The sequence below is a fragment of the Sphingomonas sp. SP5 genome (assembly GCF_058313455.1).
In genome coordinates this window covers 328,684-350,935 of record NZ_JBZFLF010000002.1, presented here as the reverse complement: position 1 = coordinate 350,935, position 22,252 = coordinate 328,684, and the positions used below count along the sequence as shown (strand labels likewise).

General features: G+C 68.6%; 23 protein-coding genes and 1 tRNA gene. 11 read left to right on the top strand and 13 right to left on the bottom strand.

All coding sequences use genetic code 11. The features are described from left to right. Positions 1 to 69: 69 nt before the first annotated feature. On the top strand, positions 70 to 1,023 hold the full coding sequence (locus tag AC4GY7_RS05460; protein WP_491112386.1) for a LysR family transcriptional regulator: 954 nt from the start codon (positions 70 to 72) through the stop codon (positions 1,021 to 1,023). 12 nt (positions 1,024 to 1,035) lie between these two features. Here AC4GY7_RS05460 and AC4GY7_RS05455 read toward each other — a convergent pair whose 3' ends face one another. The 4 genes from AC4GY7_RS05455 to dapB all read right to left on the bottom strand — a co-directional run bounded on the left by AC4GY7_RS05455 (position 1,036) and on the right by dapB (position 3,442). After that, a complete protein-coding gene (locus tag AC4GY7_RS05455; RefSeq protein ID WP_491112385.1) occupies positions 1,036 to 1,788 on the bottom strand; it encodes an SDR family NAD(P)-dependent oxidoreductase in 753 nt (250 codons plus the stop codon). Between the two features lie 131 nt (positions 1,789 to 1,919). After that, positions 1,920 to 1,996: transfer RNA gene (locus AC4GY7_RS05450), tRNA-Arg, on the bottom strand. Between the two features lie 44 nt (positions 1,997 to 2,040). Then, a complete protein-coding gene (nth, locus tag AC4GY7_RS05445; protein ID WP_491112384.1) occupies positions 2,041 to 2,700 on the bottom strand; it encodes an endonuclease III in 660 nt (219 codons plus the stop codon). Positions 2,701 to 2,713: 13 nt separating this feature from the next. After that, positions 2,714 to 3,442 (bottom strand): 4-hydroxy-tetrahydrodipicolinate reductase, encoded by a 729-nt coding sequence (dapB, locus tag AC4GY7_RS05440; RefSeq protein ID WP_491112383.1) that lies wholly within the window; start codon positions 3,440 to 3,442, stop codon positions 2,714 to 2,716. A 218-nt stretch (positions 3,443 to 3,660) separates the two neighbouring features. Between dapB and AC4GY7_RS05435 the strand changes: the two genes are divergently transcribed. After that, positions 3,661 to 4,365, top strand: coding sequence for an NAD-dependent deacylase (locus AC4GY7_RS05435; RefSeq protein WP_491112382.1), 705 nt, complete (start codon positions 3,661 to 3,663; stop codon positions 4,363 to 4,365). Positions 4,366 to 4,453: 88 nt separating this feature from the next. Here the strand turns inward: AC4GY7_RS05435 and era are convergent, their stop codons facing one another. From era to lepB, 4 genes are all read right to left on the bottom strand, one after another. Next, positions 4,454 to 5,353, bottom strand: coding sequence for a GTPase Era (era, locus tag AC4GY7_RS05430; RefSeq protein WP_491112380.1), 900 nt, complete (start codon positions 5,351 to 5,353; stop codon positions 4,454 to 4,456). Further along, the gene (locus AC4GY7_RS05425) at positions 5,350 to 5,994 is read right to left on the bottom strand and encodes a GIY-YIG nuclease family protein (RefSeq protein WP_491112379.1); all 645 of its coding nucleotides are present in this window, start codon (positions 5,992 to 5,994) and stop codon (positions 5,350 to 5,352) included. The genes era and AC4GY7_RS05425 overlap by 4 nt, the downstream gene beginning before the upstream one ends. Positions 5,995 to 6,211: 217 nt before the next feature. Next, positions 6,212 to 6,880 (bottom strand): ribonuclease III, encoded by a 669-nt coding sequence (gene rnc / locus AC4GY7_RS05420; RefSeq protein WP_491112804.1) that lies wholly within the window; start codon positions 6,878 to 6,880, stop codon positions 6,212 to 6,214. Further along, on the bottom strand, positions 6,877 to 7,692 hold the full coding sequence (gene lepB, locus AC4GY7_RS05415) for a signal peptidase I (protein ID WP_443584533.1): 816 nt from the start codon (positions 7,690 to 7,692) through the stop codon (positions 6,877 to 6,879). Before lepB ends, rnc begins: the two co-directional genes overlap by 4 nt. A 131-nt stretch (positions 7,693 to 7,823) precedes the next feature. On the opposite strand from lepB, the gene pgi reads away from it, so the two are divergent. From pgi to AC4GY7_RS05385, 6 genes are all read left to right on the top strand, one after another. After that, a complete protein-coding gene (gene pgi / locus AC4GY7_RS05410; RefSeq protein WP_491112378.1) occupies positions 7,824 to 9,314 on the top strand; it encodes a glucose-6-phosphate isomerase in 1,491 nt (496 codons plus the stop codon). A 34-nt stretch (positions 9,315 to 9,348) separates the two neighbouring features. After that, positions 9,349 to 9,732, top strand: a complete 384-nt coding sequence (locus tag AC4GY7_RS05405; RefSeq protein WP_491112376.1) for a DUF4174 domain-containing protein — start codon at positions 9,349 to 9,351, stop codon at positions 9,730 to 9,732. Positions 9,733 to 9,776: 44 nt separating this feature from the next. After that, on the top strand, positions 9,777 to 9,989 hold the full coding sequence (locus tag AC4GY7_RS05400; protein ID WP_491112375.1) for a type II toxin-antitoxin system VapB family antitoxin: 213 nt from the start codon (positions 9,777 to 9,779) through the stop codon (positions 9,987 to 9,989). Next, on the top strand, positions 9,980 to 10,402 hold the full coding sequence (gene vapC, locus AC4GY7_RS05395) for a type II toxin-antitoxin system VapC family toxin (protein WP_491112373.1): 423 nt from the start codon (positions 9,980 to 9,982) through the stop codon (positions 10,400 to 10,402). Before AC4GY7_RS05400 ends, vapC begins: the two co-directional genes overlap by 10 nt. Then, on the top strand, positions 10,402 to 11,748 hold the full coding sequence (gorA, locus tag AC4GY7_RS05390) for a glutathione-disulfide reductase (protein ID WP_491112371.1): 1,347 nt from the start codon (positions 10,402 to 10,404) through the stop codon (positions 11,746 to 11,748). The genes vapC and gorA overlap by 1 nt, the downstream gene beginning before the upstream one ends. A 70-nt stretch (positions 11,749 to 11,818) precedes the next feature. After that, complete coding sequence (locus AC4GY7_RS05385; protein ID WP_491112370.1) at positions 11,819 to 13,015, top strand: acetyl-CoA C-acyltransferase; 1,197 nt, start codon at positions 11,819 to 11,821, stop codon at positions 13,013 to 13,015. A gap of 165 nt (positions 13,016 to 13,180) precedes the next feature. Here the strand turns inward: AC4GY7_RS05385 and AC4GY7_RS05380 are convergent, their stop codons facing one another. Next, positions 13,181 to 13,624: a c-type cytochrome gene (locus tag AC4GY7_RS05380; protein ID WP_491112369.1), complete on the bottom strand. Its 444-nt coding sequence runs from the start codon at positions 13,622 to 13,624 to the stop codon at positions 13,181 to 13,183. 47 nt (positions 13,625 to 13,671) lie between these two features. On the opposite strand from AC4GY7_RS05380, the gene AC4GY7_RS05375 reads away from it, so the two are divergent. Then, complete coding sequence (locus AC4GY7_RS05375; protein WP_491112368.1) at positions 13,672 to 14,040, top strand: hypothetical protein; 369 nt, start codon at positions 13,672 to 13,674, stop codon at positions 14,038 to 14,040. A 12-nt stretch (positions 14,041 to 14,052) separates the two neighbouring features. Here the strand turns inward: AC4GY7_RS05375 and AC4GY7_RS05370 are convergent, their stop codons facing one another. From AC4GY7_RS05370 to AC4GY7_RS05355, 4 genes are all read right to left on the bottom strand, one after another. After that, entirely contained in the window at positions 14,053 to 15,459 is a 1,407-nt protein-coding gene (locus AC4GY7_RS05370) for a dihydrolipoamide acetyltransferase family protein (RefSeq protein ID WP_491112366.1), read from the bottom strand. A 1-nt stretch (position 15,460) separates the two neighbouring features. Continuing rightward, positions 15,461 to 16,468 carry an alpha-ketoacid dehydrogenase subunit beta gene (locus AC4GY7_RS05365; protein ID WP_491112803.1) on the bottom strand — a complete coding sequence of 336 codons (1,008 nt, stop codon included), beginning with the start codon at positions 16,466 to 16,468 and terminating at the stop codon, positions 15,461 to 15,463. Positions 16,469 to 16,642: 174 nt separating this feature from the next. Then, a complete protein-coding gene (locus AC4GY7_RS05360) occupies positions 16,643 to 17,929 on the bottom strand; it encodes a thiamine pyrophosphate-dependent enzyme (protein WP_491112364.1) in 1,287 nt (428 codons plus the stop codon). Between the two features lie 246 nt (positions 17,930 to 18,175). Beyond that, positions 18,176 to 19,177 carry a fumarylacetoacetate hydrolase family protein gene (locus tag AC4GY7_RS05355; protein WP_491112362.1) on the bottom strand — a complete coding sequence of 334 codons (1,002 nt, stop codon included), beginning with the start codon at positions 19,175 to 19,177 and terminating at the stop codon, positions 18,176 to 18,178. Positions 19,178 to 19,337: 160 nt separating this feature from the next. Here AC4GY7_RS05355 and AC4GY7_RS05350 point away from each other — a divergent pair, with 160 nt between their 5' ends. Further along, on the top strand, positions 19,338 to 20,492 hold the full coding sequence (locus AC4GY7_RS05350; RefSeq protein WP_491112360.1) for an acyl-CoA dehydrogenase family protein: 1,155 nt from the start codon (positions 19,338 to 19,340) through the stop codon (positions 20,490 to 20,492). Between the two features lie 378 nt (positions 20,493 to 20,870). Further along, on the top strand, positions 20,871 to 22,223 hold the full coding sequence (locus tag AC4GY7_RS05345) for a DEAD/DEAH box helicase (RefSeq protein WP_491112359.1): 1,353 nt from the start codon (positions 20,871 to 20,873) through the stop codon (positions 22,221 to 22,223). The last annotated feature ends 29 nt before the right edge of the window (positions 22,224 to 22,252 follow it).

Genomic DNA, 22,252 nt, shown 5'->3' with positions numbered 1-22,252 from the left:
TAAACGGAAAGCGTGGAAACCGACCGTTTCCGCGCTAAGTTCCCCGAGCCACCCGGAGACACCGTTCGCATGCGCCTGCCTGACCTGGAAGCCTGGGCGATCTTCGCCGCCGTCGTCGAGCATCGCTCGTTTAGCGGCGCGGCCGATGCGATCGGCCTCAGCAAGGCGACGGTGTCCAAGGCAATCACCCGGCTGGAGGCGCAGATCGGCCAGTCGCTGTTCCACCGCACCTCGCGCCACCTCGCCCTGACCGAGGCGGGCAAGCCGCTTGCCGACCATGCCGCGCGCATCCTCGCCGAGGCCAAGGCCGCCGAAGAGGCCGCGCGCGACGCCGCCAGCGCGCCGACCGGCCGGGTCCGGCTCGCCACCCCGATGAGCTTCGGGATCAGCAACGTCGCGCCACTTATCGCCACCTTCCTGGCCGAGCATCCGGCGGTGGAGATCGACCTCCACTGCTCCGATGCGCGGGTCGATATCGTCGCCGAGGGGTTCGACGTCGCGCTGCGCATCGGCGACCTGCCCGACAGCAGCCTGCGCGCGCGGCGGCTGTGCGATATCGCCGCGCACCTCGTCGCCGCGCCCGCCTATCTCGACGCGCATGGCACGCCGCAGCATCCCACCGACCTCGCCGGCCATCGCCTGCTCGGCTATTCCAACGTCGCCGGCCCCTTGCGGTTCAGCCATGCCGACGGGCGCGAGGTGGCGGTGCGGGCGAGCGGGCCGCTTACCGCCAACAGCGGCGAGGCGCTGCTGCCCGCGCTCGTCGCCGGGCTCGGCATCGTCCGGCTGCCGGGCTTCATCGTCGGACCGTATATCGCAAGCGGCGCGGTGCGCGTTCTCCTGCCCGAATGGGCGCCGGCGCCGATCGGCCTCCACATCCTGACGCCGCCCAGCCCGCTGCGCCCGGCGCGCGTCGAGGCGCTGATCGCCTTCCTGTCCGCCCGCCTGCGCGATCCCTGCGCCACGGCGGCGCAGCCGGGCGCGCCCCTCCCCCATCCAGACGCAGGCCTGGTCGACGCGTAGAGGCGCGCGCCACTATCCTGCCCGTGCGACCTGGAAGCCGGCGAACGACTGGCTGACCGGCATCAGTTCCAGCCGGTTGATGTTGAGATGCGCCGGCAGCGTCGCCACCCACAGCATGGTCGCCGCAATGTCCGCCGCCGTCATCGGCTCGGCACCGCGATACAGCGCAGCGGAAGCGGCCTGATCGCCGCCGGTGCGCACGGTGGTGAATTCCGTCTCGACCATTCCCGGCTCGATCGAGGTGACGCGCACGCCCGTGCCATGCAAGTCGGACCGCAGGCCGAGCGAGAATTGCTCCACAAACGCCTTGGTACCGCCGTAGACGTTGCCGCCGACATAGGGATAGGTCGCCGCCACCGACGACAGGTTGATGATCGCCCCCCTCCGCGCGATCAGCCCCGGCAGCAGCCGGTGGGTCAGGGCGACGAGGCCGGTGACGTTGGTCGCGATCATCGTGCGCCAATCGTCCAGCCGCGCGTCCTGGGCGGGCTTGGTGCCGAGCGCGAGCCCTGCGTTGTTGACCAGCAGGTCGATCGCCTGCCACTCCGCCGGCAACCCGTCCAGCGCCGCCGCCATCGCCGCATCGTCGGCCACGTCAAACGCGAGGGTCTGCACCGCCTCCTCGCCCAGCCTGGTGCGCAACGCCTCCAGCCGCTCCGCACGCCGGCCGGTCGCGATCACCCGCCACCCTGCGCCCACGAACGCCTCCGCCGCCGCCGCGCCGATACCGGATGTCGCACCGGTAATGAATGCCGTCTGGGTCATGATGCCTCTCGCTTATGGGACGGCTCAGATAGCGTGCGCGATGCGTGCGGTGAAGCGGCCTGTCGGGGGTCGACGGCAAACCCGGCGTCACGGAGAGCACCCCGTTGAACATGCCAATCGGATTGAAAAGCTGGCGCACCCGACAGGATTCGAACCTGTGGCCTCTGCCTTCGGAGGGCAGCGCTCTATCCAGCTGAGCTACGGGTGCCTGGGGGGTCCGCCTAGCAAAGGCGGGCGGCGGGCGCCAGCGGTTTATGTGGGGGGTGGCCGCAACGCGGGTGGCGGGGTCTTGGGCTTGTAGGCGCACAGGTCGGCGACGATGCAGCGCCAGCATTCGGGCCGCCTCGCCTTGCAGACGTAGCGGCCGTGCAGGATCAGCCAGTGGTGGGCGTGGAGGCGGAAGGGCTGCGGCGTCGCATGATCCAGCTTCAGCTCGACGGCGAGCGGCGTCTTGCCGCGGGCGAGGCCGGTGCGGTTGCCGACGCGGAAGATGTGGGTGTCGACCGCGAAGGTCTCCGCGCCGAAGGCGACGTTCATCACGACGTTGGCGGTCTTGCGGCCGACGCCGGGCAGGCGTTCGAGCGCGTCGCGATCGGCGGGGACCTGGCTGGCGTGATCGGCGATCAGCGCCTGCGACAGGGCGATGACGTTCTTCGCCTTGGTGTTGAAGAGGCCGATGGTGCGGATGTGGTGCTTCAGCGCATCGAGGCCGAGCGCCACCATCTGTTCGGGGGTATGGACCTCGGCGAAGAGGGCGCGCGTCGCCTTGTTGACGCCGGCGTCGGTCGCCTGGGCCGAGAGGACGACGGCGACGAGCAGCTGGAAGGGATTGCCCGATTCCAGCTCGGTCTCGGGATGCGGATTGGCCTCTGCCAGCCGGCGGTAGAATTCGAAGACGTCGGCTTTCTTCACGCGCGTGCCTTTCTCACAGGCCGAGCACGTCGCCCATGCGATAGCGGCCGGCGGGCTGGCCGGCGAGCCACAGCGCCGCGCGCACCGCGCCACGCGCGAAAATGCCGCGGTCCTGCGCGAGGTGCGACAGCTCGATGCGCTCGCCCTCGCTGGCGAAGACGACATGGTGGTCGCCGACGATCGATCCGCCGCGCAAGCTGGCCATGCCGATTGTCCCTTCGGTCCGCGCACCGGTGAGGCCGGCGCGACCGTCGACGCGCAGTTCGGACAGGGTCGTCCCCCGCCCCGCCGCCGCCGCCTCGCCGAGCAGGATGGCGGTGCCCGACGGCGCATCGACCTTGTGACGGTGGTGGCTCTCGACGATCTCGATATCCCAGTCGGTGCCGAGCCGGGCCGCCGCCTCGCGCACCAGCTGCGCGAGCAGGGTGACGCCGAGCGAGGTGTTGCCGGTCTGCAGCACCGCGATCTCGGTGGCGGCGGCGTCGATCGCGGCATGCTGCGCCTGGGTGAGGCCGGTGGTGCCGATGACGATCGGCGTGCGGGCGGCGCGGGCGATGGCGAGATGGTGTTCGAGCGCGCCGGGCGCGGAGAAATCGACCAGTACGTCGGCGCTTTGCGCCAAGGCGACGGGATCACCGTCCGTGTCGACGCCGCCGGCGAGGCGGGCGCCCTCCGCCTCGATCTGCGCCGCGATGGCGCGGCCCATGCGGCCGCCGCTGCCGTAGATGCCGATCGCGGTCATGCGCGGCTCCAAAGGTCACAAAAGTCTCGCCCACGCACTATGTGTCGGCGGTCCGGGCGCGGTGCGGTGGAGGTCATGCATCGGCGTGTGGCACAAGATCGGGGCATAGGACAGGCTTTCGGCCAAGCGATTGGATCGGCACGACGTTATGGCGCGGCGATCCTATCGCGCGGCCGTCAGCGGTTCCTGCGGCGGGCGGGGGATGATAGGCGATGGGCATGAGCCGCATCCGCAACATCGTCATCCTGACCGGCGCCGGCATCTCCGCCGAATCGGGCATCGCCACCTTTCGTGGCCCCGGCGGGCTGTGGGAGGGGCATCGCGTCGAGGACGTCTGCACGCCCGAGGCGCTGGCGCGCGATCCTGCGCTGGTGCATCGCTTCTACGATCTCCGGCGCGCGGCGCTGGAAACGGTGGAGCCCAATGCGGCGCATCGGGCGCTGGCGCGGCTCGATCGGGAATGGCCGGGCGAGCTGCTGATCGTGACGCAGAACGTCGACGACCTGCACGAGCGGGCGGGCGCGGGGCGGCTGCTGCACATGCATGGCGAATTGCGTTCGGCGCTGTGCGGCGCCTGCGGCATCCGCCATGGCTGGACCGGCGCGCTGCCGCCCGACTGCGAATGCCCGGATTGCGGCTCGCCGGCGCTGCGGCCCGACATCGTCTTCTTCGGCGAGATGCCTTATCAGATGGAGCGGATCGAGGCGGCGCTGGCGGCCTGCGACCTGTTCGTGTCGATCGGCACGTCGGGCGCGGTCTATCCGGCGGCGGGGTTCGTGCAGCTGGCGGAGGCCTATGGCGCGGAGACGCTGGAGCTGAACCTGGAGCGGTCGGCGGGCAGCGGCTGGTTCGGCGAGACGCGGCTGGGCGCGGCGGGGGTGCTGGTGCCGGCGTGGGTGGAGGCGGTGCTGGCGGAGGGGTGAGGGGCCGGCGTCTTGCCTGCGGCCGCCCCTCACCACGGCCTGCGGCCGCGGTCCCCCTCCCCTGCGATGCAGGGGAGGACCTGGGGGGTCACTCCACCCAGTCGAGGCCGATGTCGCGGTAGACGTCGCGGTCCTCGTCCCAGCCGGGCTTGACCTTGACGTGGAGGTAGAGGTGGACGGGCGCGCCGAGGATGCTGGCCAGTTCGGTGCGGGCGCGGGCGCCGATCTCCCGAATGCGGGCGCCGCCCTTGCCGAGCACGATCGCGCGCTGCGTCGGGCGTTCGACGAGGATCTGCTGGTGGATCTCCACCGATCCGTCCTCGCGCTCGCTGTATTTCTCCGTCTCGATGGTGCTGGCGTAGGGCAGTTCGGCGTGGAGCTGGAGGTAGAGCTGCTCGCGCGTCACCTCGCTCGCCAGCGCGCGTTCGGTGGCGTCGGACACCTGGTCCTCCGGATAATGCCATGGCCCGGCCGGCATCGCGGCGGCGAGTGCCGATTTCAGTTCGGCGAGGCCGTCGCCGGTCTGCGCCGAGACGAACCAGGTGTCGGCGAAGTGCAGCAGCGCGTTGAGCTTTTCGGCATGCAGCAACAGCCTGGGCTTGTCGGCGACGTCGACCTTGTTGAGGATCAGGATCTTGGGCTCGGGCCGGTCCTTCAGCGCCTCGGCGATACGTTCCACCTTGGGGCCGATGCCGCCCTTGCCGTCGACGACGAGGGCGATGAGGTCGGCGCCCTCGGTGCCGCTCCACGCCGCCGACACCATCGCGCGGTCGAGCCGGCGCTGCGGTTCGAAGATGCCGGGGGTGTCGACGAGCAGGATCTGCGCATCATCCTGGATGGCGACGCCCAGAAGCTTGGTGCGCGTCGTCTGCGCCTTGGGACTGACGATCGCGACCTTCTGGCCGACGAGGGCGTTGACCAGCGTGGACTTGCCGGCATTGGGCGCGCCGACCACGGCGACGAGGCCGCAATGTTGGGATTGGGTCATGGGGTATCCGATGTGCGGGTGCTCGTGGAGAGATGGGCTTCGACAGGCTTAGCCTCAACGGGGTTGGTGAGGGTCGGATCGTCATCCTTTGGCGTCGCGCGCGCGGAGAGGCGAGCTTCGACAGGCTCAGCCCAAACGGGATTGGTGAGGGTCGTGCCGTCATCCTTTGGCGTCGCGCGTGCGGAGAGGCGGGCTTCGACAGGCTCAGCCCAAACGGGGTTGGTGAGGGTCGTGTCGCCATTCTTTGGCGGTGCGTGTGCGGAAACGCGGGTTTCGATAGGCGCAACCTGAACGGATTTGGGGGGTGAGGTGGCCGCCCCCTCCCCCGTTTGCCCTGAGCCTGTCGGAGGGCTGCTCTCCGCCTGGCGATTGCGGGCGAGGCGGATCAGCGCCTGCCAGTCGGAGGCGATCAGTGCTTCCTTCTTGGCGCGGCTCCAGCCCTTGATCCGGCGTTCGGCGTCGAGCGCTTCGAGACGGGTGGCGAAATCCTGCGACCACGCGAGCGTTACCGGGCGGCGTGTGGCCGTGTAGCCCTCGTATGTGCCGTTCTGGTGAGCGCCGAAACGGGCGTCGAGGTTGTCCGTGTGGCCGGTATAGTAGCTGCCGTCGGCGCAGCGGAGGATGTAGGTCCAGAACGCCATCAGCGGTTCGCTTGGGGAGCGCTGCCCTTCGACAGGCTCAGGGCAAACGGGGGGTAGAGTCGCGCCACAAATCCTGGGCGAAGGCGCGGGACAAACCCCAGGCGAAGGCGCGGGACAAACCCCGAGTGGAGGCGCGAGACAAACCCCGGACGGAGGCGCGGAACAAAACCCGGTTGGAGGCTCAGGGCAAACGCGGGACGGATCGCAAGCGCGCGCATCACCCCTGCACCTTCGCCAGCAGGGCCTTGGCGGCGGCGGTTTCCGCTTCCTGTTTGTTGGTGCCGGTGGCGGTGGCGTCGGCGAAGGTGCCGATCCTGACCTGCACGGTGAAGCGGGGGGCGTGGTGGGGGCCGGAGCGGTCGATGATGCTGTATTCCGGCGTGCGGCGGCCGGCGGCGGCGGCCCATTCCTGTAGCGCGGACTTGGGGTGTTGCGGCGCCTTGTCCGTGCTGTGCACGCGGCTGGCCCAGGCGCGGCGGACGAAGGTGCGGGCGGCGTCGAGGCCGGCTTCGCGATACCAGGCGCCGATCAGCGCCTCCATCACGTCGCCGAGGATGTTGTCGCTTTCGTAGGCGCCGTCGTCGCGCGCCTGCTTGCCGAGGCGCAGGTGGGCGCGCACGCCGAGGGTACGGGCGACGTCGGCGCAGACCGCGCCGGTGACCAGCGCGTTGAGGCGCTTGGACAGCTGCCCCTCCGCCTCCTTGGGGAACAATTCCCACAGCCATTCGGCCATGACGAGGCCGAGCACGCGGTCGCCGAGGAATTCGAGCCGTTCGTAATTGGCCGCCGCCTGGCTGCCGTGGGTGAGTGCGCGCTCGTACGGGGCGAGATCGGCGGGGACGCGGCCGAACAGGCCGGCGAGCCAGTCGCGAAAGGCGGTGCTCAGAAGCCCTCTCCTATCCGATTCCAGCGTGCGGCGGTGAACCAGCTGACCGGATTGTACCAATGCGCATCGCCGTTGGTGGAGAAGAAGGTGACGACGGCCTTGCCCTCGATCCGCTCCATCGGGATGTAGCCCATGCCGAGCGGCGCGGGGAAGCGGCTGTCGGCGCTGTCGTCGCGGTTGTCGCCCATCAGGAACACGTCGCCCGCCGGCACGGTGTAGAGGCCGGTATCGTCCGCCTGCGGGATCTCCGCCTGATCGAGCACCATGTAGCTCTTGCCGTTCGGCAGCGTCTCGCGGAAGCGCGGGTAGCGGCAGATCGGCGTGCCCTTCGCATCGACGTCGACGAAGGTCGCGCCGCATTTCTGCGCGTCGAAATTGTCGGACAGCGGCAGCACGAAATCGGCAACGCGCTGCTTGGGGATGGCGCGGCCATTGAGGATCACCTGGCCGCGGCGGACCTGGATGGTGTCGCCGGGCAGGCCGATCACGCGCTTGATGACGTCATGGTCGTCGGGTTCGGGCGAACGGAAGACGACGACGTCGCCGCGGGTGGGATCGCGGCCGAGGATGCGGCCCGGGATCGGCGGGAAGCCATAGGGCAGCGACCAGCGCGAATAGCCGTAATTCCATTTGGTGACGAACAGATAGTCGCCGATCAGCAGCCGCGGCAGCATCGATTCGGAAGGAATCGAATAGGGCGCGAAGATGAAGCTCCTGAGGATCAGCACGGCGATCGCCAGCTTCACCAGGAAGCGGATCGTCTCGGCGGTTTCGGAGCGCTGCGGCTTGGGTGGTACCTGTGTGTCGGCCATAGGCCGGGAGCCTTAGCGCTCCCTGTGCGTCCTCACCAGTCGTCCCGCATCGCACCGAAGGGCTTGCCCGCACCGGCTGGTTCGATACGGGACTGTCACGACTCCCCCTCCCCAAAGGATGGAATGCGAACATGAGCGACTGGTCCGCGATCGAAGCCCTGCCCTCCCCCAAGCTTACCGACCTGTTCGAGGCGGATGGCGATCGGCTGGCGACATTCAGCCTGGACGTGGCGGGCATCCATTTCGACTGGTCGAAGACGCACCTGACGCAGGACGCGGTGCAGGCGTTCGCGGCGCTCGCCCAGGCGAAGGACCTGGCGGGCAAGCGAGATGCCATGTTCGGCGGCAGCCACGTCAACGTCACCGAGGACCGCCCGGTCGAGCACACCGCCGAACGCGGCGAGGGCAACCCCGAGAGCGTCTCGCGCGCCCGGAAATTGCACGAGCGGATGCGGTCGCTGATCGACGCGATCGAGGCGGGTGCGCTGGGCGACGTGCGCCACGTGCTGCATATCGGCATCGGCGGATCGGCGCTGGGGCCGCACCTGCTGGTCGATGCGCTGGGGCGCGAGGACAAGCGCTACGACGTGGCGATCGTCTCCAACGTCGACGGCGTCGCGCTGGAGGATGCGATCAAGGATTTCGATCCCGCCGCGACCTTGGTGGTGGTGGCGAGCAAGACGTTCACCACGACCGAGACGATGCTGAATGCCGCATCCGCGCTGCAATGGATGACCGAGCACGGCGTCGAGGATCCCTATGGCAAGGTGATCGCGCTCACCGCCTCGCCCGACAAGGCGATGGAATGGGGCGTCGACGAAACGCGCATCCTGCCGTTCAGCGAAGGCGTCGGCGGGCGCTATTCCTTGTGGTCGTCGATCGGCTTTCCGGCGGCGGTGGCGCTGGGCTGGGGCGCGTTCGAGGAGCTGCTGGAGGGCGCCGCCGAGATGGACCGCCATTTCCGGCTGACCGCGCTGCACGAGAACGCGCCGGCGCTGGCCGCGTTCGCGGACCTCTATTACACGCAGGTCCGCCATGCCGAGACACGGGCACCCTTCGCCTATGACGAGCGGCTGCGGCTGCTGCCGAGCTACCTCCAGCAGCTGGAGATGGAATCGAACGGCAAGGGCGTCACCGTCGATGGGCAGCCGGTCGGGCGGCCGACCGCGGCGATCACCTGGGGCGGGGTCGGCACCGATGCGCAGCATGCGGTGTTCCAGCTGCTCCACCAGGGCACGCATCTGGTGCCGGTGGAATTCATCGCGGTCATCGAGCCGGGCGATACGCTGGCCGAGGATCACCACCGCCAGTTGCTGCTCAATGCCTTTGCGCAAGGCGCGGCGCTGATGAAGGGCAAGCAGGCGGAGGACCCGGCACGCAGCTATTCGGGCGACCGGCCGTCGTCGACCTTGCTGCTCGACACGCTCGATCCGCGCACGCTGGGGGCGCTGATCGCCTTCTACGAGCATCGCGTGTTCGTGAACGGGGTGCTGCTCGGCATCAATTCCTTCGACCAGTTCGGCGTCGAGCTGGGCAAGGAAATGGCCAAGGCGGCCGACCAGGGCGGGCAGTCGTTCGACCCCTCCACCACCGACCTGATCCGCCGCGCGCGGCTGGATTGAGGCAGCGAACGGGATCGTCGCGCGTTGAGGCGCGATGATCCCGATCCTGATCGCCGCCGCGCTGGCCGCACCGACTACGGTTGCCGAGATGCGCTGGCACAAGCGGGTGCTGCTGGTTGCGGCACCGGCCGCGGACGATGCCGGGATCGTCGGGCAGCGCCGGGCGCTCGCCGGCTGGGACAAGGGCGCACGCGAGCGGGACCTCGCGATCGTCACCGTCATCGGCGACCGCGTGACCGGGGCGACCGACAGCGCCGCCGCCCTGCGCACGCGCCACCGGTTGCCGCGGGATCGCTTCGTCGCGATCCTGATCGGCAAGGACGGCGGCGAGAAGCTGCGCGCCGGATCGCCGATCCCCGCCGAGACGCTGGCGGAGACGATCGATGCGATGCCGATGCGGCGGGCGCGACTGGATTGACCGTTCGCGGATCGCTATGTGTAGGGTCGAGCGGAGCGGTACACATGCGGACGAACATCGAGATCGACGACGCGCTCATGGCGGAAGCGATGACGCGCAGTGGCTTGAAAACGAAGCGTGACGTCGTGACGCTGGCACTTCGTCGCTACGTCAAGAATCAGCGTCAGCTCGAAGCGCTCGAGGCATTGCGAGGGGTGGGCTGGGAAGGCGACCTCGACGAGATGCGCACAGACAAGCAGCGTCCCGAATGGGGCTGACGCTGCTCGACTCGAGCGTCTGGATCGACCTGATGCTCGACCGACAGACGCCGCAGGTGGCGGTCGCCCGCCAGCTGCTCGACGGCGGAGCGGAATTGGCGATAGGCGACCTGATGCTATTGGAAGTGCTGCAAGGAACGCGAACCGAGCGGCAATTCACCGTGTCGCGCGCGTTCCTCGGACGGTTTGATCCCATCAGGATGGTGGATCATCATGTCGCCGAAGCCGCCGCCCGCAACTACCGCCACCTGCGCGGCCTCGGCATCACCATTCGCAAGACGATCGATACGCTGATCGCGACGCGCTGCATCCTCGACCGGCTTCCCTTGTTATACAGCGATCGGGATTTCGATCCCTTCGTGCAGCATCTCGGCCTGCGGTCGGCGATGGCAGAGACTACCGGAGTGAATTGATGTCCGACTATGATTACGACCTCTTCGTCATCGGCGCGGGGTCGGGGGGCACGCGGGCAAGCCGGGTCGCGGCGGCGCATGGCGCGCGCGTGGCGGTGGCGGAGGAATATCGCGTCGGCGGCACCTGCGTGATCCGCGGCTGCGTGCCCAAGAAATTGCTCGTCTACGGCGCGCATTTCGCCGAGGACCTGAAGGATGCCAAGCGCTTCGGCTGGCAGGTGCCCGACCAGTGCGCGTTCGACTGGGCGACGCTGCGCGACAATGTGCTGGCCGAGGTCGACCGGATCAACGGGGCCTATACGCAGACGCTGGAGACGCATAGCGTCGAGATCATCCACCAGCGCGCCACCGTCACCGGTCCGCACAGCGTCCGGCTCGCCGACGGGACGGAAAAGACCGCCGAGCGCATCCTGATCGCGGTCGGCGCGCGGCCGGCGGTGCCAAAGTGCCCCGGTGTCGAATACGGCATCACCAGCAACGAGGCATTCCACCTCGATGCGATCCCCAAGCGCGTGCTGATCGCCGGTGCCGGCTATATCGCCAACGAGTTCGCCGGCATCTTCCACCAGTTCGGCGCGCACGTCATCATCATGAACCGGACGCAGGACATCCTGCGCGGCTACGACCTGTCGATCCGCGACCGGCTGTTGCAGATCAGCATGATGAAGGGGCTGGAATTCCGCTTCGACGCCAATTTCGAAGGCATCGACAAGAGCGACGACGGCTGCCTGACCGTCCGCATGTCGGGCCACGAGCCGGTGACGGTCGACATGGTGATGTTCGCCACCGGCCGCGTGCCGAATACCGAAGACCTGGGGCTCGAAGAGGCGGGCGTCGCGCTGGAGAAGGGCGCGGTGGTGGTCGACGACCACAACCGGTCGAGCGTCGAGAGCATCTTCGCGATCGGCGACGTGACCAACCGCATCCAGCTGACTCCGGTGGCGATCCGCGAGGGGCAGGCGTTCGCCGACACCTATTACGGCGGCAAGCCGACCACGGTCGACTATGCCACGATCCCCTCCGCGGTGTTCAGCCACCCGCCGCTCGCCGGCGTCGGCATGACCGAGAGCGAGGCGAAGCAGAAGCTGGGGTCGATCAGCGTCTATTCGTCCGATTTCCGGCCGATGAAGAACGTGCTGGCCGGGCGCAACGAGCGGGCGCTCTACAAGATGGTGTGCGACGGCGAAACGGGGCGGATCGTCGGGCTGCATATGATCGGGCCGGACGTACCTGAAATCCTGCAAGCCGCCGCGATTGCGGTGAAGGCGGGGCTGACCAAGGCGCAGTTCGACGAAACCGTCGCGCTGCATCCCACGATGGCGGAAGAGCTGGTGCTAATGAAGTAGCGCGGCTTCCCCCGCAGCGGGATCGCGGGTAAGGCATGGGCCGTACCCGATCCTTGAAAAGGCCTGCCCGATGCGTGACGCTGCGATCGTTTCCACCGCCCGGACGGGCATCGGCAAGGCCTATCGCGGCGCGTTCAACGCGACCGAGGCGCCGGTGCTCGCCGGGCATGTGATGAACGCGGCGATCGAGCGCGCCGGCATCGATCCGGCGCGGATCGACGACATCTTCTGGGGTGTCGGCAACCAATGGGGGACGACCGGCGGCAATGCCGGGCGGATGGCGGTGTTCGCGGGCGGCCTGCCGGAAAGCGTGCCGGCGTTCACGCTCGACCGCAAATGCGGATCGGGCCTCAACGCGGTGGCGCTGGCGGCGCGGACGATCATGTGCGGCGAGGCGGACGTGGCGCTGGCCGGCGGGATGGAATCGATCAGCCATACCGTGACCAAGGATGCCCCCCGCTACGTCAACCAGAGCGTCGTCGCGCGGGAGCCCGCCGCCTATATCCCGATGATCGAGACGGCGGAGATCGTCGCGGCGCGTTACGGCATCAGCCGCGCGGCGCAGGACGCCTATGCCGCCGCAAGCCAGCAGCGCGCCGCCGCGGGGCTCGCCAACGGTGCCTTCGCCGAGGAGATCGTGCCGATCACCGTCGAAAAGGCGCTGTTCGACAAGGAGGGCAACCGGACGGGCAGCGAGACGGTGACGGTGACGCAGGACGAAGGCATCCGGCCCGGCACGACGGCCGAAGCGCTCGCCGGGCTGAAGACGGTGTGGGCGGGCGGCGCCTTCAGCGGGCCGGGCGAATATGTCACCGCGGGCAATGCCAGCCAATTGTCCGATGGCGCCTCCGCGCAAGTGCTGATGGACCGGGCGACCGCGGAGGCGGAGGGCAAGGACATCCTGGGCATCTATCGCGGGTTTCAGGCGGCGGGCTGCGGGCCGGACGAAATGGGGATCGGCCCTGTGTTTGCGGTGCCGAAGCTGCTCGCGCGCGCCGGATTGTCGGTGGCGGATATCGGATTGTGGGAGCTGAACGAGGCGTTCGCGTCGCAATGCCTGTATTGCCGCGACACGCTGGGCATCGATCCGGAGCGCTACAACGTCAACGGCGGTGCGATCGCGGTCGGGCATCCGTTCGGCATGTCGGGCAGCCGGCTGGTCGGCCATGCGCTGATCGAGGGGCGCAAGCGCGGCGTGCGCTGGGTGGTGGTGACGATGTGCACCGCGGGCGGCATGGGCGCGGCGGGGTTGTTCGAGATCGTGTGAGGCGATTTGGTCGAGGCGGGCAGTTGGGTTCGCGCGAAGACGCGAAGAGGTTGCGCCTGGCCGCTCGTGCGGCCCTTCATCATCGGCTGGTGACGTGCAAGGGCGCTGGCGCGCGATACATCTTCGCGTCTTTGCGGCTTCGCGCGAACACCACGGCCCCGCTGTTCACCGCTGCGCCTGGAGGTAGGCGATGACGTCGGCGCGATCGAGCGGGTCGGCAAGGCCGGGGAAGCCCATCGAGGTGCCGGGGGCGAAGCGTTGCGGGGCGGCGAGCCAGGCGTCCATCCGAGCGGGCGTCCAGCGGCCTCCGGCCTGGCGCAGCGCCGCGGTATAGCCGAAGCGCGGGCTGGTGCCGGCGATATCGCTGTCCATGACGCCGAACAGGTTGGGGCCGTTGCGATCGGGGGCGCCGCGTCGGATCGCGTGGCAGGCGGCGCAGCGGCCGAACAGGCGCTGGCCCGCCGCCGGGCTGGCGACCCGCAGCAGCGCCGCCGGATCGGGGGACGGACCCGCAGCGCGCCGGCGCGCCTCACGATCGTCGTCGGTGCAGGCGGTCAGCAGCACGGCCGCGGCGAGCGTGATCGTCCATCGCGCCGCGTCACCGCTCATCAGGCCGTTTCGGTCCTGTTTACCTGTTCGCCTTATGCTCTGGCGCCATGCCACGTCTGTTCGCCCTCGCCCTGCTCGCCGCCATGGTGCCGCAACCGGCGCACCCGCTGCCGCAGCCAACGCGCACGGTTACGCTTTCGGCGCAAGGCGCGCGGCAGCATGCCTATTTCGCACAGCGGCTGGCCGGGACAGCGCTGCGCATCGAGCGGCGGCAGCGGGCGCGCATCCTGTCGCGCGGACTGGCGGCGTTCATGCAGCAGGACCTGATCCGGGTCGGCGACGGCATCGGCCGGATCCTGCGTCGCAGCGTCGCGCTCAGCCCGGAGGAGGAGCGCAGTTACCGGGCAATGCTGGACCGCGTCGATACGCGCCTGCTGCGGGCCGAGGCGAAGCGCGCGGTGCACCTCGCCTCGTAACGCGTCAGGCCATCAATCCGCGAAGAGCAGTACCGGCGTTTCGAGCTGCGCCTTCAATGCCTGGACGTAGCTTGCCGCGTCCCAGCCGTCGACGACGCGGTGGTCGCAGCTGATCGACAGGTTCATCAGCTTGGCGCGGCGGATCTCGTCTCCCCTGCCGGTGAAGACCGGACGTTCGACGATCTTGTTGGGGCCGATGATCGCGACCTCCGGCCGGTTGATGACCGGCGTGGTGGCGATGCCACCGAGCGGCCCCAACGAGGTGACGGTGATCGTGCCGTTGCCGAGCTCGTCCGGCTTCAGCTTGTTGGCGCGCGCCGCCTCGGCGAGGCGCGCGATCTCGGCGGCGAGCTGCCACACGTTACGGTCCTGCGCGTCGCGGATCACCGGCACGGTGAGGCCCGCGTCGGTCTGTGCCGCCATGCCGAGGTGGACGCGGCCCGAGCGGGTGACCACGCCGGCCTCGTCATCGTAGCGCGCGTTGAGCATCGGGAATTGCGGCAGGGTGCGGCAGATCGCGACGATCAGCAGCGGCAGCATGGTCAGCTTGGGCCGGTTACCGCGGTGCGTGTTGAGATCGGCGCGCATGGCTTCGAGCGCCGTCACGTCGATCTCGTCGACATAGGTGAAGTGCGGGATGTGGCGCTTGGCCGCAGCCATGTTCTCGGCGATGCGACGGCGCATGCCGATGACGCGCACCTGCTCGTCGGCGCGCGCGCGCGAGGCGCCGGGGGACTGGTAACCCTGCCCCGCATTGTAGCGGAGGAAGGCGTCGAGGTCGGCGTGGCGGACGCGGTCGGCGTCGGTCTTCACCTGCGCAAGGTCGATGCCGAGGTCGCGGGCGCGGGCGCGGACTGCGGGGGATGCGAGGACATGCGCGGATGGCGCCTTATCCCCCGTCGGCCCTGAGCCTCTCGAAGGGCCGCTCGCCGCCGGCGTGACGCTTGTGGCCTGTGCTTCGACAGGCTCAGCACGAGCGGGGGTTGGAGTGTCGTTCGGCCGTGCGGGGGTGCTGCTGTTTTCAGGCCCTCCCCCGACCCCTCCCGCAAGCGGGTGGGGAGAGGAGGCCGCTTCCTCCACGCCGGGGTTTTCGGCTTCGTATTGCTCGGCGACTTCGTCCTGCTCGGGCGACGGCGGGGCCGCCACCACCTCGCCGCCCGTGTCGCCGGCACCGGCGTCCTCGGTCTCGATCACCACCAGGGCCGATCCGATCGCGATCTGGTCGCCGACTTCGCCGGCCAGTTCGACCACGGTGCCGGAGACAGGAGATTCCATTTCGACGGTCGCCTTGTCGGTCATCATGTCGGCGATGTTCTGGTCTTCCTCGACGCGGTCGCCGAGCTTGACGTGCCAGGCGACGATCTCGGCCTCGGCGATGCCTTCGCCGATGTCGGGCAGGCGGAAGGTGAAGCGGCTCATCTTACGCGTCCTTCATGATCTTCTTGAGGGCCTGGCCGATGCGGACCGGACCCGGGAAATATGCCCATTCGAGGCTGTGCGGATAGGGCGTGTCGAAGCCGGTGACGCGCTCGATCGGCGCTTCGAGGTGGTAGAAGCAGCGTTCCTGCACCAGTGCCGACAGTTCGGCGCCGAAGCCGCCGGTGCGCGTCGCCTCGTGCACGATCATGCAGCGGCCGGTCTTCCTCACCGATGCCTCGATCGTCTCGATATCGAGGGGGACGAGCGTGCGCAGGTCGATGATTTCCGCATCGACGCCCTCGTCCTGGGCGACGCGGGTGCAGACGTGGACCATCGTGCCGTAGGCGAGGATCGTCAGCGCCTCGCCCTCGCGCACCACCGCCGCCTTGCCGAGCGGGACCTTGTAATAGCCGGTCGGCACCTCGCCGCCGGGATGCTTGGACCAATTCTCGGCGGGCTTGTCCCAATGGCCGTTGAAGGGGCCGTTGTAGATGCGCTTGGGTTCGAAGAAGAGGACGGGATCATTGTCCTCGATCGCGGCGATCAGCAGTCCCTTGGCGTCATAGGGCGTCGCGGGGATCACCGTCTTGATGCCGGAGACGTGGGTGAAGATGCCTTCGGGCGACTGGCTATGCGTCTGCCCGCCGAAGATGCCGCCGCCGAACGGCGAGCGCACGGTGATCGGCGAGATGAACTCGCCCGCCGACCGGTAGCGCAGCCGCGCCGCCTCGCTGACCAATTGGTCGAGCGCGGGGTAGATATAATCGGCGAACTGGATCTCGGGGACGGGCCGGAGGCCATAGGCGCCCATGCCGATCGCGACGCCGATGATGCCGGTTTCGGTGATCGGCGTGTCGAAGACACGGGTCTTGCCGTATTTGCTCTGCAGGCCAGCGGTGGCGCGGAAGACGCCGCCGAAATAGCCGACGTCCTCGCCCATCACCAGCACGTCCGGATCGCGGGCCATGCAGATGTCGAGCGCGGAATTGATCGCCTGGATCATGTTCATGCGGGTGGTGGGTTCAGTCATCGGTATGTCTTCCAAATCCTCCCCGCTCGCGGGGAGGGGGACCGGCCGCAGGCTGGTGGAGGGGGCTCTCCACCAGTCGAGACACGCGTGGAGAGCCCCCTCCACCACCGGATGCGCCGGCGGCCCCCCCCCCCGTGCCGGGGAGGATCTGCATCACTTCCTCGCCCACGGCCGTCCGCTCGCTTCTTCCTCGGCGATCATCTGCGCCTGTTGCTCCTTGAGGTGCCAGGGCATTTCCTCGAACACGCCGTCGAACAGCGAATCGAGTGGCTGGTGCAGGCCGTGGCCGAGGATGCCGTTCTTTTCGGCCTCCTTCTGCTGGCCGCGCACATATTCGGCGAGTTCCTTGTCCTGCGCGGCGTGGCGCTCCTCGTCCCATTCGCCCAAGCCGATGAGGTGCTGCTTCAGCCGGGCGACGGGATCGCCGAGCGGCCAGGCGGTCGGTTCGCCGGCGCTGCGGTATTGCGAGGGATCGTCCGAGGTGGAGTGGCCTTCGGCGCGGTAGGTGAAATGTTCGATCAGCGTCGGGCCGGCGTTGGTTCGGGCGCGTTCGGCGGCCCAGAGCGTCGCGGCATAGACGGCGAGCGCGTCATTGCCGTCGACGCGCAGGCCGGCGATGCCATAGCCGATCGCGCGGGCGGCGAAGGTGGTCGCCTCCGCACCGGCGAACCCCGAGAAGCTGCTGATCGCCCATTGGTTGTTGACGACGTTGAAGATCACCGGCGCGCGATAGACGCTGGCGAAGGTGCAGGCGGAGTGGAAGTCGCCCTCCGCGGTCGATCCCTCGCCGCACCAGACCGCGGCGATGCGCGTGTCGCCCTTCGCCGCCGAGGCCATCGCCCAGCCCACGGCCTGGGGATATTGCGTGGTGAGATTGCCCGAGATCGAGAAGAAGCCGTGGTCGCGCGCCGAATACATGATCGGCAGCTGCTTGCCCTGGAGCTTGTCGCCGCTGTTCGAGTAGATCTGGTTCATCATCTCGACCAACGGATAGCCGCGCGCGATGAGCAGCCCCTGCTGGCGATAGGAGGGGAAGCACATGTCCTCGAAGTCGAGCGCCTGTGCAGCGGCGACCGACACCGCCTCCTCGCCCGTCGCCTTCATGTAGAAGCTGGTCTTGCCCTGCCGCTGGGCGCGGAACATGCGTTCGTCGAAGGCCCGCAGCAGCGCCATGTTGCGCAGCATGCGGCGCAGCATGTCGGGCGACAGCTTCGGATCCCAGGGGCCGACGGCGCGCCCCTCCTCGTCGAGGACGCGGACCATGGTATAGGCGAGGTCGGTGAAATCATGCGCGGACTGCGCGGTGTCCGGGCGCCGTGCGGAGCCGGCCGGCGGCACGTCGACACCGACGAAATCGACCGCATCGCCGGGCCGGAACTTGGGTTCCGGCACGTGCAGTTGCAGCGGTGGCAGGTTGGCGTGCGGGTGCTCGCTGGCCACATGTCTCTCCTTGGGCGGGCCGCGTCGAGTCGCGGCGGGCGTTGATCGATCCTGTTGCGCTGTTGTAATTAAATTTCAAGCGGGATTTCGGTGATCTGAAGTCCTCCCCCGCCAGGGGGAGGTGGCAGCGAAGCTGACGGAGGGGGAGGTGAGCCATGAACGCAGTGCTTGCGGAAACGCCCCCTCCACCACTCGCCTGCGGCGAGCGGTCCCCCTCCCCCGGCTGCGCCGGGGGAGGACTTCGGGTCACTCCACCGTCTGTTCGATGACGCCGAAGATCGGGTGGTGGCGGTCGTCTTCCGCCCAGATGCGGACGGTGTCGCCGCTCTTGAGGAACGGCGTGGTCGGCTTGCCGTCGGCGATGGTTTCCACCGTGCGCAGTTCGGCGAGGCAGGAATAGCCGACGCCGCCGGCCGCGATCGTCCGGCCCGGCCCGCCATCGGCGCCGCGGTTGGAGACGGTGCCGGAGCCGACGATCGTCCCCGCCCCCAGCTTGCGCGTCCTGGCGGCGTGCGCGACGAGCGTGCCGAAGTCGAAGGTCATGTCCTCGCCCGCGTCGGCACGGCCGAAGGGCTGGCCGTTGAGGTCGACGTGGAGCTTGCGGTGGAGCTTGCCGTCCCGCCACCAGTCGCCGAGCGCGTCGGGGGTGACGAACACCGGCGAGAAGGCGCTTGCCGGCTTCGACTGGAAGAAGCCGAAGCCCTTGCCGAGTTCGCCGGGGATGAGGTTGCGCAAGCTGACGTCGTTGGTGAGGCCGACGAGGCGGATCGCGGCAAGCGCCTCGTCGCGGCTGGCGCCCAAGGCCACGTCGCCGGTGACGACCACCACCTCCGCCTCGAGATCGCAGCCCCAGCTGTCATCGGCGAGCGGGATCGGATCGCGGGGGGCGAGGAAGCCGTCGGAGCCGCCCTGGTACATCAAGGGATCGTGCCAGAAGCTGTCGGGCATCTCCGCGCCGCGCGCCTGGCGGACCAGTGCGACGTGGTTCACATAGGCCGAACCATCCGCCCATTGATAGGCGCGCGGCAGTGGCGAGGCGGCGTCGTGTTCGTGGAAACGCTCGCGCGGGATCACCGCATGATCGAGGTCGGTGGCGAGATTGGCGAGGTCGGGCAGCAGCCGGTCCCAATCGTCGAGCGCCGCCTGGAGGGTCGGCACGATATGGCCGGCATCGGCATACCAGGCGAGGTCGGTGGAGACGACGACGAGCTTGCCGTCGCGCCCGTGCTTCAGACTGGCCAGTTTCATCGCGCGCATCCTCCTATCGTTGGAGGCACTGTGTATCGGCTGGCGCGCGGCCATGCACCCCTCAAAGTATCCACCGATACCATCGGTACCGTAACTTTTGTTACTCTCAAGCTTGACGTGTCCGGAGCGTCGCCGCAGCCTGCCGAAAAAGGAGAGGGTCATGACGCTGGACGATGTGGCGGGCCGAACCGCCTATGATGCGGATCATGAGGCGTTCCGGCAGACGGTGCGGCAATTCCTGCGCAAGGAGGGCGTGCCGCACGTCGCCGCATGGGAGGCGGACCGGCTGGTGCCGCCGGCGTTCTGGCAGGCGGCGGGGGCGGTGGGGCTGCTGTGCCCGACCGTGCCCGAGGCCTATGGCGGGCTGGGCCTCGACTTCGGCTATAATGCGATCGTCAACGAGGAATTGACCTATAACGGCGTGCCGGCGGGCTTCACGCTGCAATCGGACATCGTCGCCGGCTATCTGGAGCATTACGGATCGGAGGAGCAGAAGCGCCACTGGCTGCCGCGCATGGTGTCGGGCGAGACGATCAGCGCGATCGCGATGACCGAGCCGGGCACGGGCAGCGACTTGCAGTCGATCCGCACCACGGCGCGCCGCGACGGCAACCATTATGTGCTGAACGGGTCCAAGACCTATATCACCAACGGCCAGAACGCCGATCTGGTGCTGGTGGTCGCCAAGACCGATCCCGCCGCGCAGCCGGCGTGGCGCGGCATGTCGATCATCCTGGTCGAGGCAGACCGCGAAGGCTTCCGCCGCGGCCGCAAGCTCGACAAGATCGGCCAGGAGGCGGCGGACACGTCGGAGCTGTTCTTCGACGACGTGCGCGTGCCGATCACCAATTGCCTGGGCGAGGAGGGCAAGGGCTTCGGCTATCTGATGAGCCAGCTGCCGCAGGAGCGCCTGTCGATCGCGATCGGCGCGCAGGCCTCGGCGCAGAAGGCGTTCGACGAAACGGTCGCCTTCACCAAGGATCGCAAGGCGTTCGCCGGCGTGGTGTTCGATTTCCAGAACACCCGCTTCGTGCTGGCGGGGCTGAAGACCAAGTTGCAGGTCGGCTGGGCGCATCTCGACTGGGCGATCCGGCGGCATCTGGCGGGCGCGTTGACCAACGAGGAAGGCGCGGCGGCGAAGCTGTGGCACACCGAGGTGCAATGGGAGGTGCTGGACGCCTGCCTGCAGCTGCATGGCGGTGCGGGCTATATGAACGAATATCCGATCGCCCGCGCGTGGCGATCGGCGCGGGTGACGCGGATCTACGGCGGGACGAGCGAGATCATGAAGGAGGTCATCGGGCGGCGGCTTTAGTCCCCTTTCCCCCCTTACGTCATCCCGGCGAAGGCCGGGATCCATGGATTGCGATGCATTCAGCGTTTTTGTGCCAGCCTCACCACCTGCGCGTCCATGGGTCCCGGCGTTCGCCGGGATGACGAAGATGCGGGGACGGGCGGCGGCAGTATCCGGTGTCGCCCACGCCCATCTTGACTTTTGCCGCAGTGCAGCGCACATGGCGGGGCATCGAGGCGTCATGCAGCGTGAACGGGTTTGCTTGCAGCGAACCCCGGCTCCGCCCCGGTCGTTAGCGCAAGGCTTCCCTATTCACGCGGGGTGTCGGTTTTCCCCCGCCCCTCGCATGTCGGCCGTTAGCCGACGTGCGGGTCAGGCCTGTTCGAAGGTTCTATTCCCATGTCATTCGCTCATCTCGGCCTCGCCGATCCGCTCGTCCGTGCGCTCGAGGCCAAGGGCTATGCCACCCCGACGCCGATCCAGGCGCAGTCGATCCCCATCCTGCTGGAAGGCGGCGACCTGCTCGGCATCGCGCAGACCGGCACCGGCAAGACCGCTGCATTCGTGCTGCCGTCGATCCAGCGCCTGGCCGCGGCGCAGAAGCGCGTCTTGCCGACGCACGTGCGCATGCTGGTGCTCGCCCCGACGCGCGAGCTGGCCAGCCAGATCGCCGACAATGCGCGCGGCTATGGCCAGTTCAGCAAGCTGTCGGTCGCGACCGTGTTCGGCGGCACCAGCATCAACAAGAACCGGCAGGACCTGAGCCGTGGCGTCGACATCCTGGTGGCGACGCCGGGCCGCCTGATCGACCTGGTCGAGCAGGGCATGTGCAACCTGTCGATGATCGAGATCCTGGTGCTCGACGAAGCCGACCAGATGATGGACCTGGGCTTCATCCACGCGCTCAAGAAGATCGTGCGGATGATCCCGTGCAAGCGCCAGACGCTGTTCTTCTCGGCGACGATGCCGACCGCGATCCGCGAGCTGGCCAACCAGTTCCTGCACGAACCCAAGACGGTGTCGGTCGTGCCAGCCTCGACCACCGCGGAGCGCGTCGACCAGTATGTCACCTTCGTCAACCAGACGGAGAAGCAGGCGCTGCTGACGCTGGTGCTGCGCGATCCGACGATCGACCGGGCGCTGGTCTTCACCCGCACCAAACATGGTGCCGACCGCGTCGTGAAGCTGCTCGCCGGCAACGGCATCGCGGCGAATGCGATCCACGGCAACAAGAGCCAGGGCCAGCGCGAGCGCGCCTTGGGCGAGTTCAAGGACGGCCGCACCAAGGTGCTGGTCGCGACCGACATCGCCGCGCGCGGCATCGACGTGTCGGGCGTCAGCCATGTCGTCAATTTCGAGCTGCCCAACGTCGCCGAGCAATATGTCCACCGCATCGGCCGGACGGCGCGCGCGGGCAACAGCGGCATCGCCATCGCCTTCTGCGCCGACGACGAGCGGCCGTACCTGAAGGATATCGAGAAGCTGACCCGCCAGAAGGTGACGGTCCGCCCGCTGCCCGACAACTTCACCGCGCAGTCGAACGAGATCAAGGCGGCCCGCGTCAAGGCGATCGGCGCCGATCCCGCTCCGCGCGCCGACCTGCCCCGCCAGCGCCAGCAGCCGCGCCCGCGCGCGACGCATGCGCCGACCGCGACGCGCAACTACGCCAACGCCAGCCGCCGCGGCGGCGGGGGTGGCCGCGGCCGTTCCGGCGGTGGTGGCCGTGGCCAGGGCGCCGGCGCCGCGCGCTGAGCCCTTTCCGATCGGGTTCTGAACGGCCC

Bases quoted from the DNA above. Each gene is read 5' to 3' on its own strand.
- pgi (WP_491112378.1), top strand. From the start codon at position 7,824: ATGAGCGACTGGTCCGCGATCGAAGCCCTGCCCTCCCCCAAGCTTACC.
- AC4GY7_RS05455 (WP_491112385.1), bottom strand. From the start codon at position 1,788: ATGACCCAGACGGCATTCATTACCGGTGCGACATCCGGTATCGGCGCG.
- AC4GY7_RS05405 (WP_491112376.1), top strand. From the start codon at position 9,349: ATGATCCCGATCCTGATCGCCGCCGCGCTGGCCGCACCGACTACGGTT.
- AC4GY7_RS05435 (WP_491112382.1), top strand. From the start codon at position 3,661: ATGAGCCGCATCCGCAACATCGTCATCCTGACCGGCGCCGGCATCTCC.
- AC4GY7_RS05345 (WP_491112359.1), top strand. From the start codon at position 20,871: ATGTCATTCGCTCATCTCGGCCTCGCCGATCCGCTCGTCCGTGCGCTC.
- AC4GY7_RS05460 (WP_491112386.1), top strand. From the start codon at position 70: ATGCGCCTGCCTGACCTGGAAGCCTGGGCGATCTTCGCCGCCGTCGTC.
- AC4GY7_RS05375 (WP_491112368.1), top strand. From the start codon at position 13,672: ATGCCACGTCTGTTCGCCCTCGCCCTGCTCGCCGCCATGGTGCCGCAA.
- era (WP_491112380.1), bottom strand. From the start codon at position 5,353: ATGACCCAATCCCAACATTGCGGCCTCGTCGCCGTGGTCGGCGCGCCC.
- dapB (WP_491112383.1), bottom strand. From the start codon at position 3,442: ATGACCGCGATCGGCATCTACGGCAGCGGCGGCCGCATGGGCCGCGCC.
- AC4GY7_RS05425 (WP_491112379.1), bottom strand. From the start codon at position 5,994: ATGGCGTTCTGGACCTACATCCTCCGCTGCGCCGACGGCAGCTACTAT.
- AC4GY7_RS05365 (WP_491112803.1), bottom strand. From the start codon at position 16,468: ATGAACATGATCCAGGCGATCAATTCCGCGCTCGACATCTGCATGGCC.
- lepB (WP_443584533.1), bottom strand. From the start codon at position 7,692: ATGGCCGACACACAGGTACCACCCAAGCCGCAGCGCTCCGAAACCGCC.
- AC4GY7_RS05385 (WP_491112370.1), top strand. From the start codon at position 11,819: ATGCGTGACGCTGCGATCGTTTCCACCGCCCGGACGGGCATCGGCAAG.
- AC4GY7_RS05370 (WP_491112366.1), bottom strand. From the start codon at position 15,459: ATGAGCCGCTTCACCTTCCGCCTGCCCGACATCGGCGAAGGCATCGCC.
- AC4GY7_RS05355 (WP_491112362.1), bottom strand. From the start codon at position 19,177: ATGAAACTGGCCAGTCTGAAGCACGGGCGCGACGGCAAGCTCGTCGTC.
- AC4GY7_RS05400 (WP_491112375.1), top strand. From the start codon at position 9,777: ATGCGGACGAACATCGAGATCGACGACGCGCTCATGGCGGAAGCGATG.
- vapC (WP_491112373.1), top strand. From the start codon at position 9,980: ATGGGGCTGACGCTGCTCGACTCGAGCGTCTGGATCGACCTGATGCTC.
- gorA (WP_491112371.1), top strand. From the start codon at position 10,402: ATGTCCGACTATGATTACGACCTCTTCGTCATCGGCGCGGGGTCGGGG.
- AC4GY7_RS05380 (WP_491112369.1), bottom strand. From the start codon at position 13,624: ATGAGCGGTGACGCGGCGCGATGGACGATCACGCTCGCCGCGGCCGTG.
- AC4GY7_RS05350 (WP_491112360.1), top strand. From the start codon at position 19,338: ATGACGCTGGACGATGTGGCGGGCCGAACCGCCTATGATGCGGATCAT.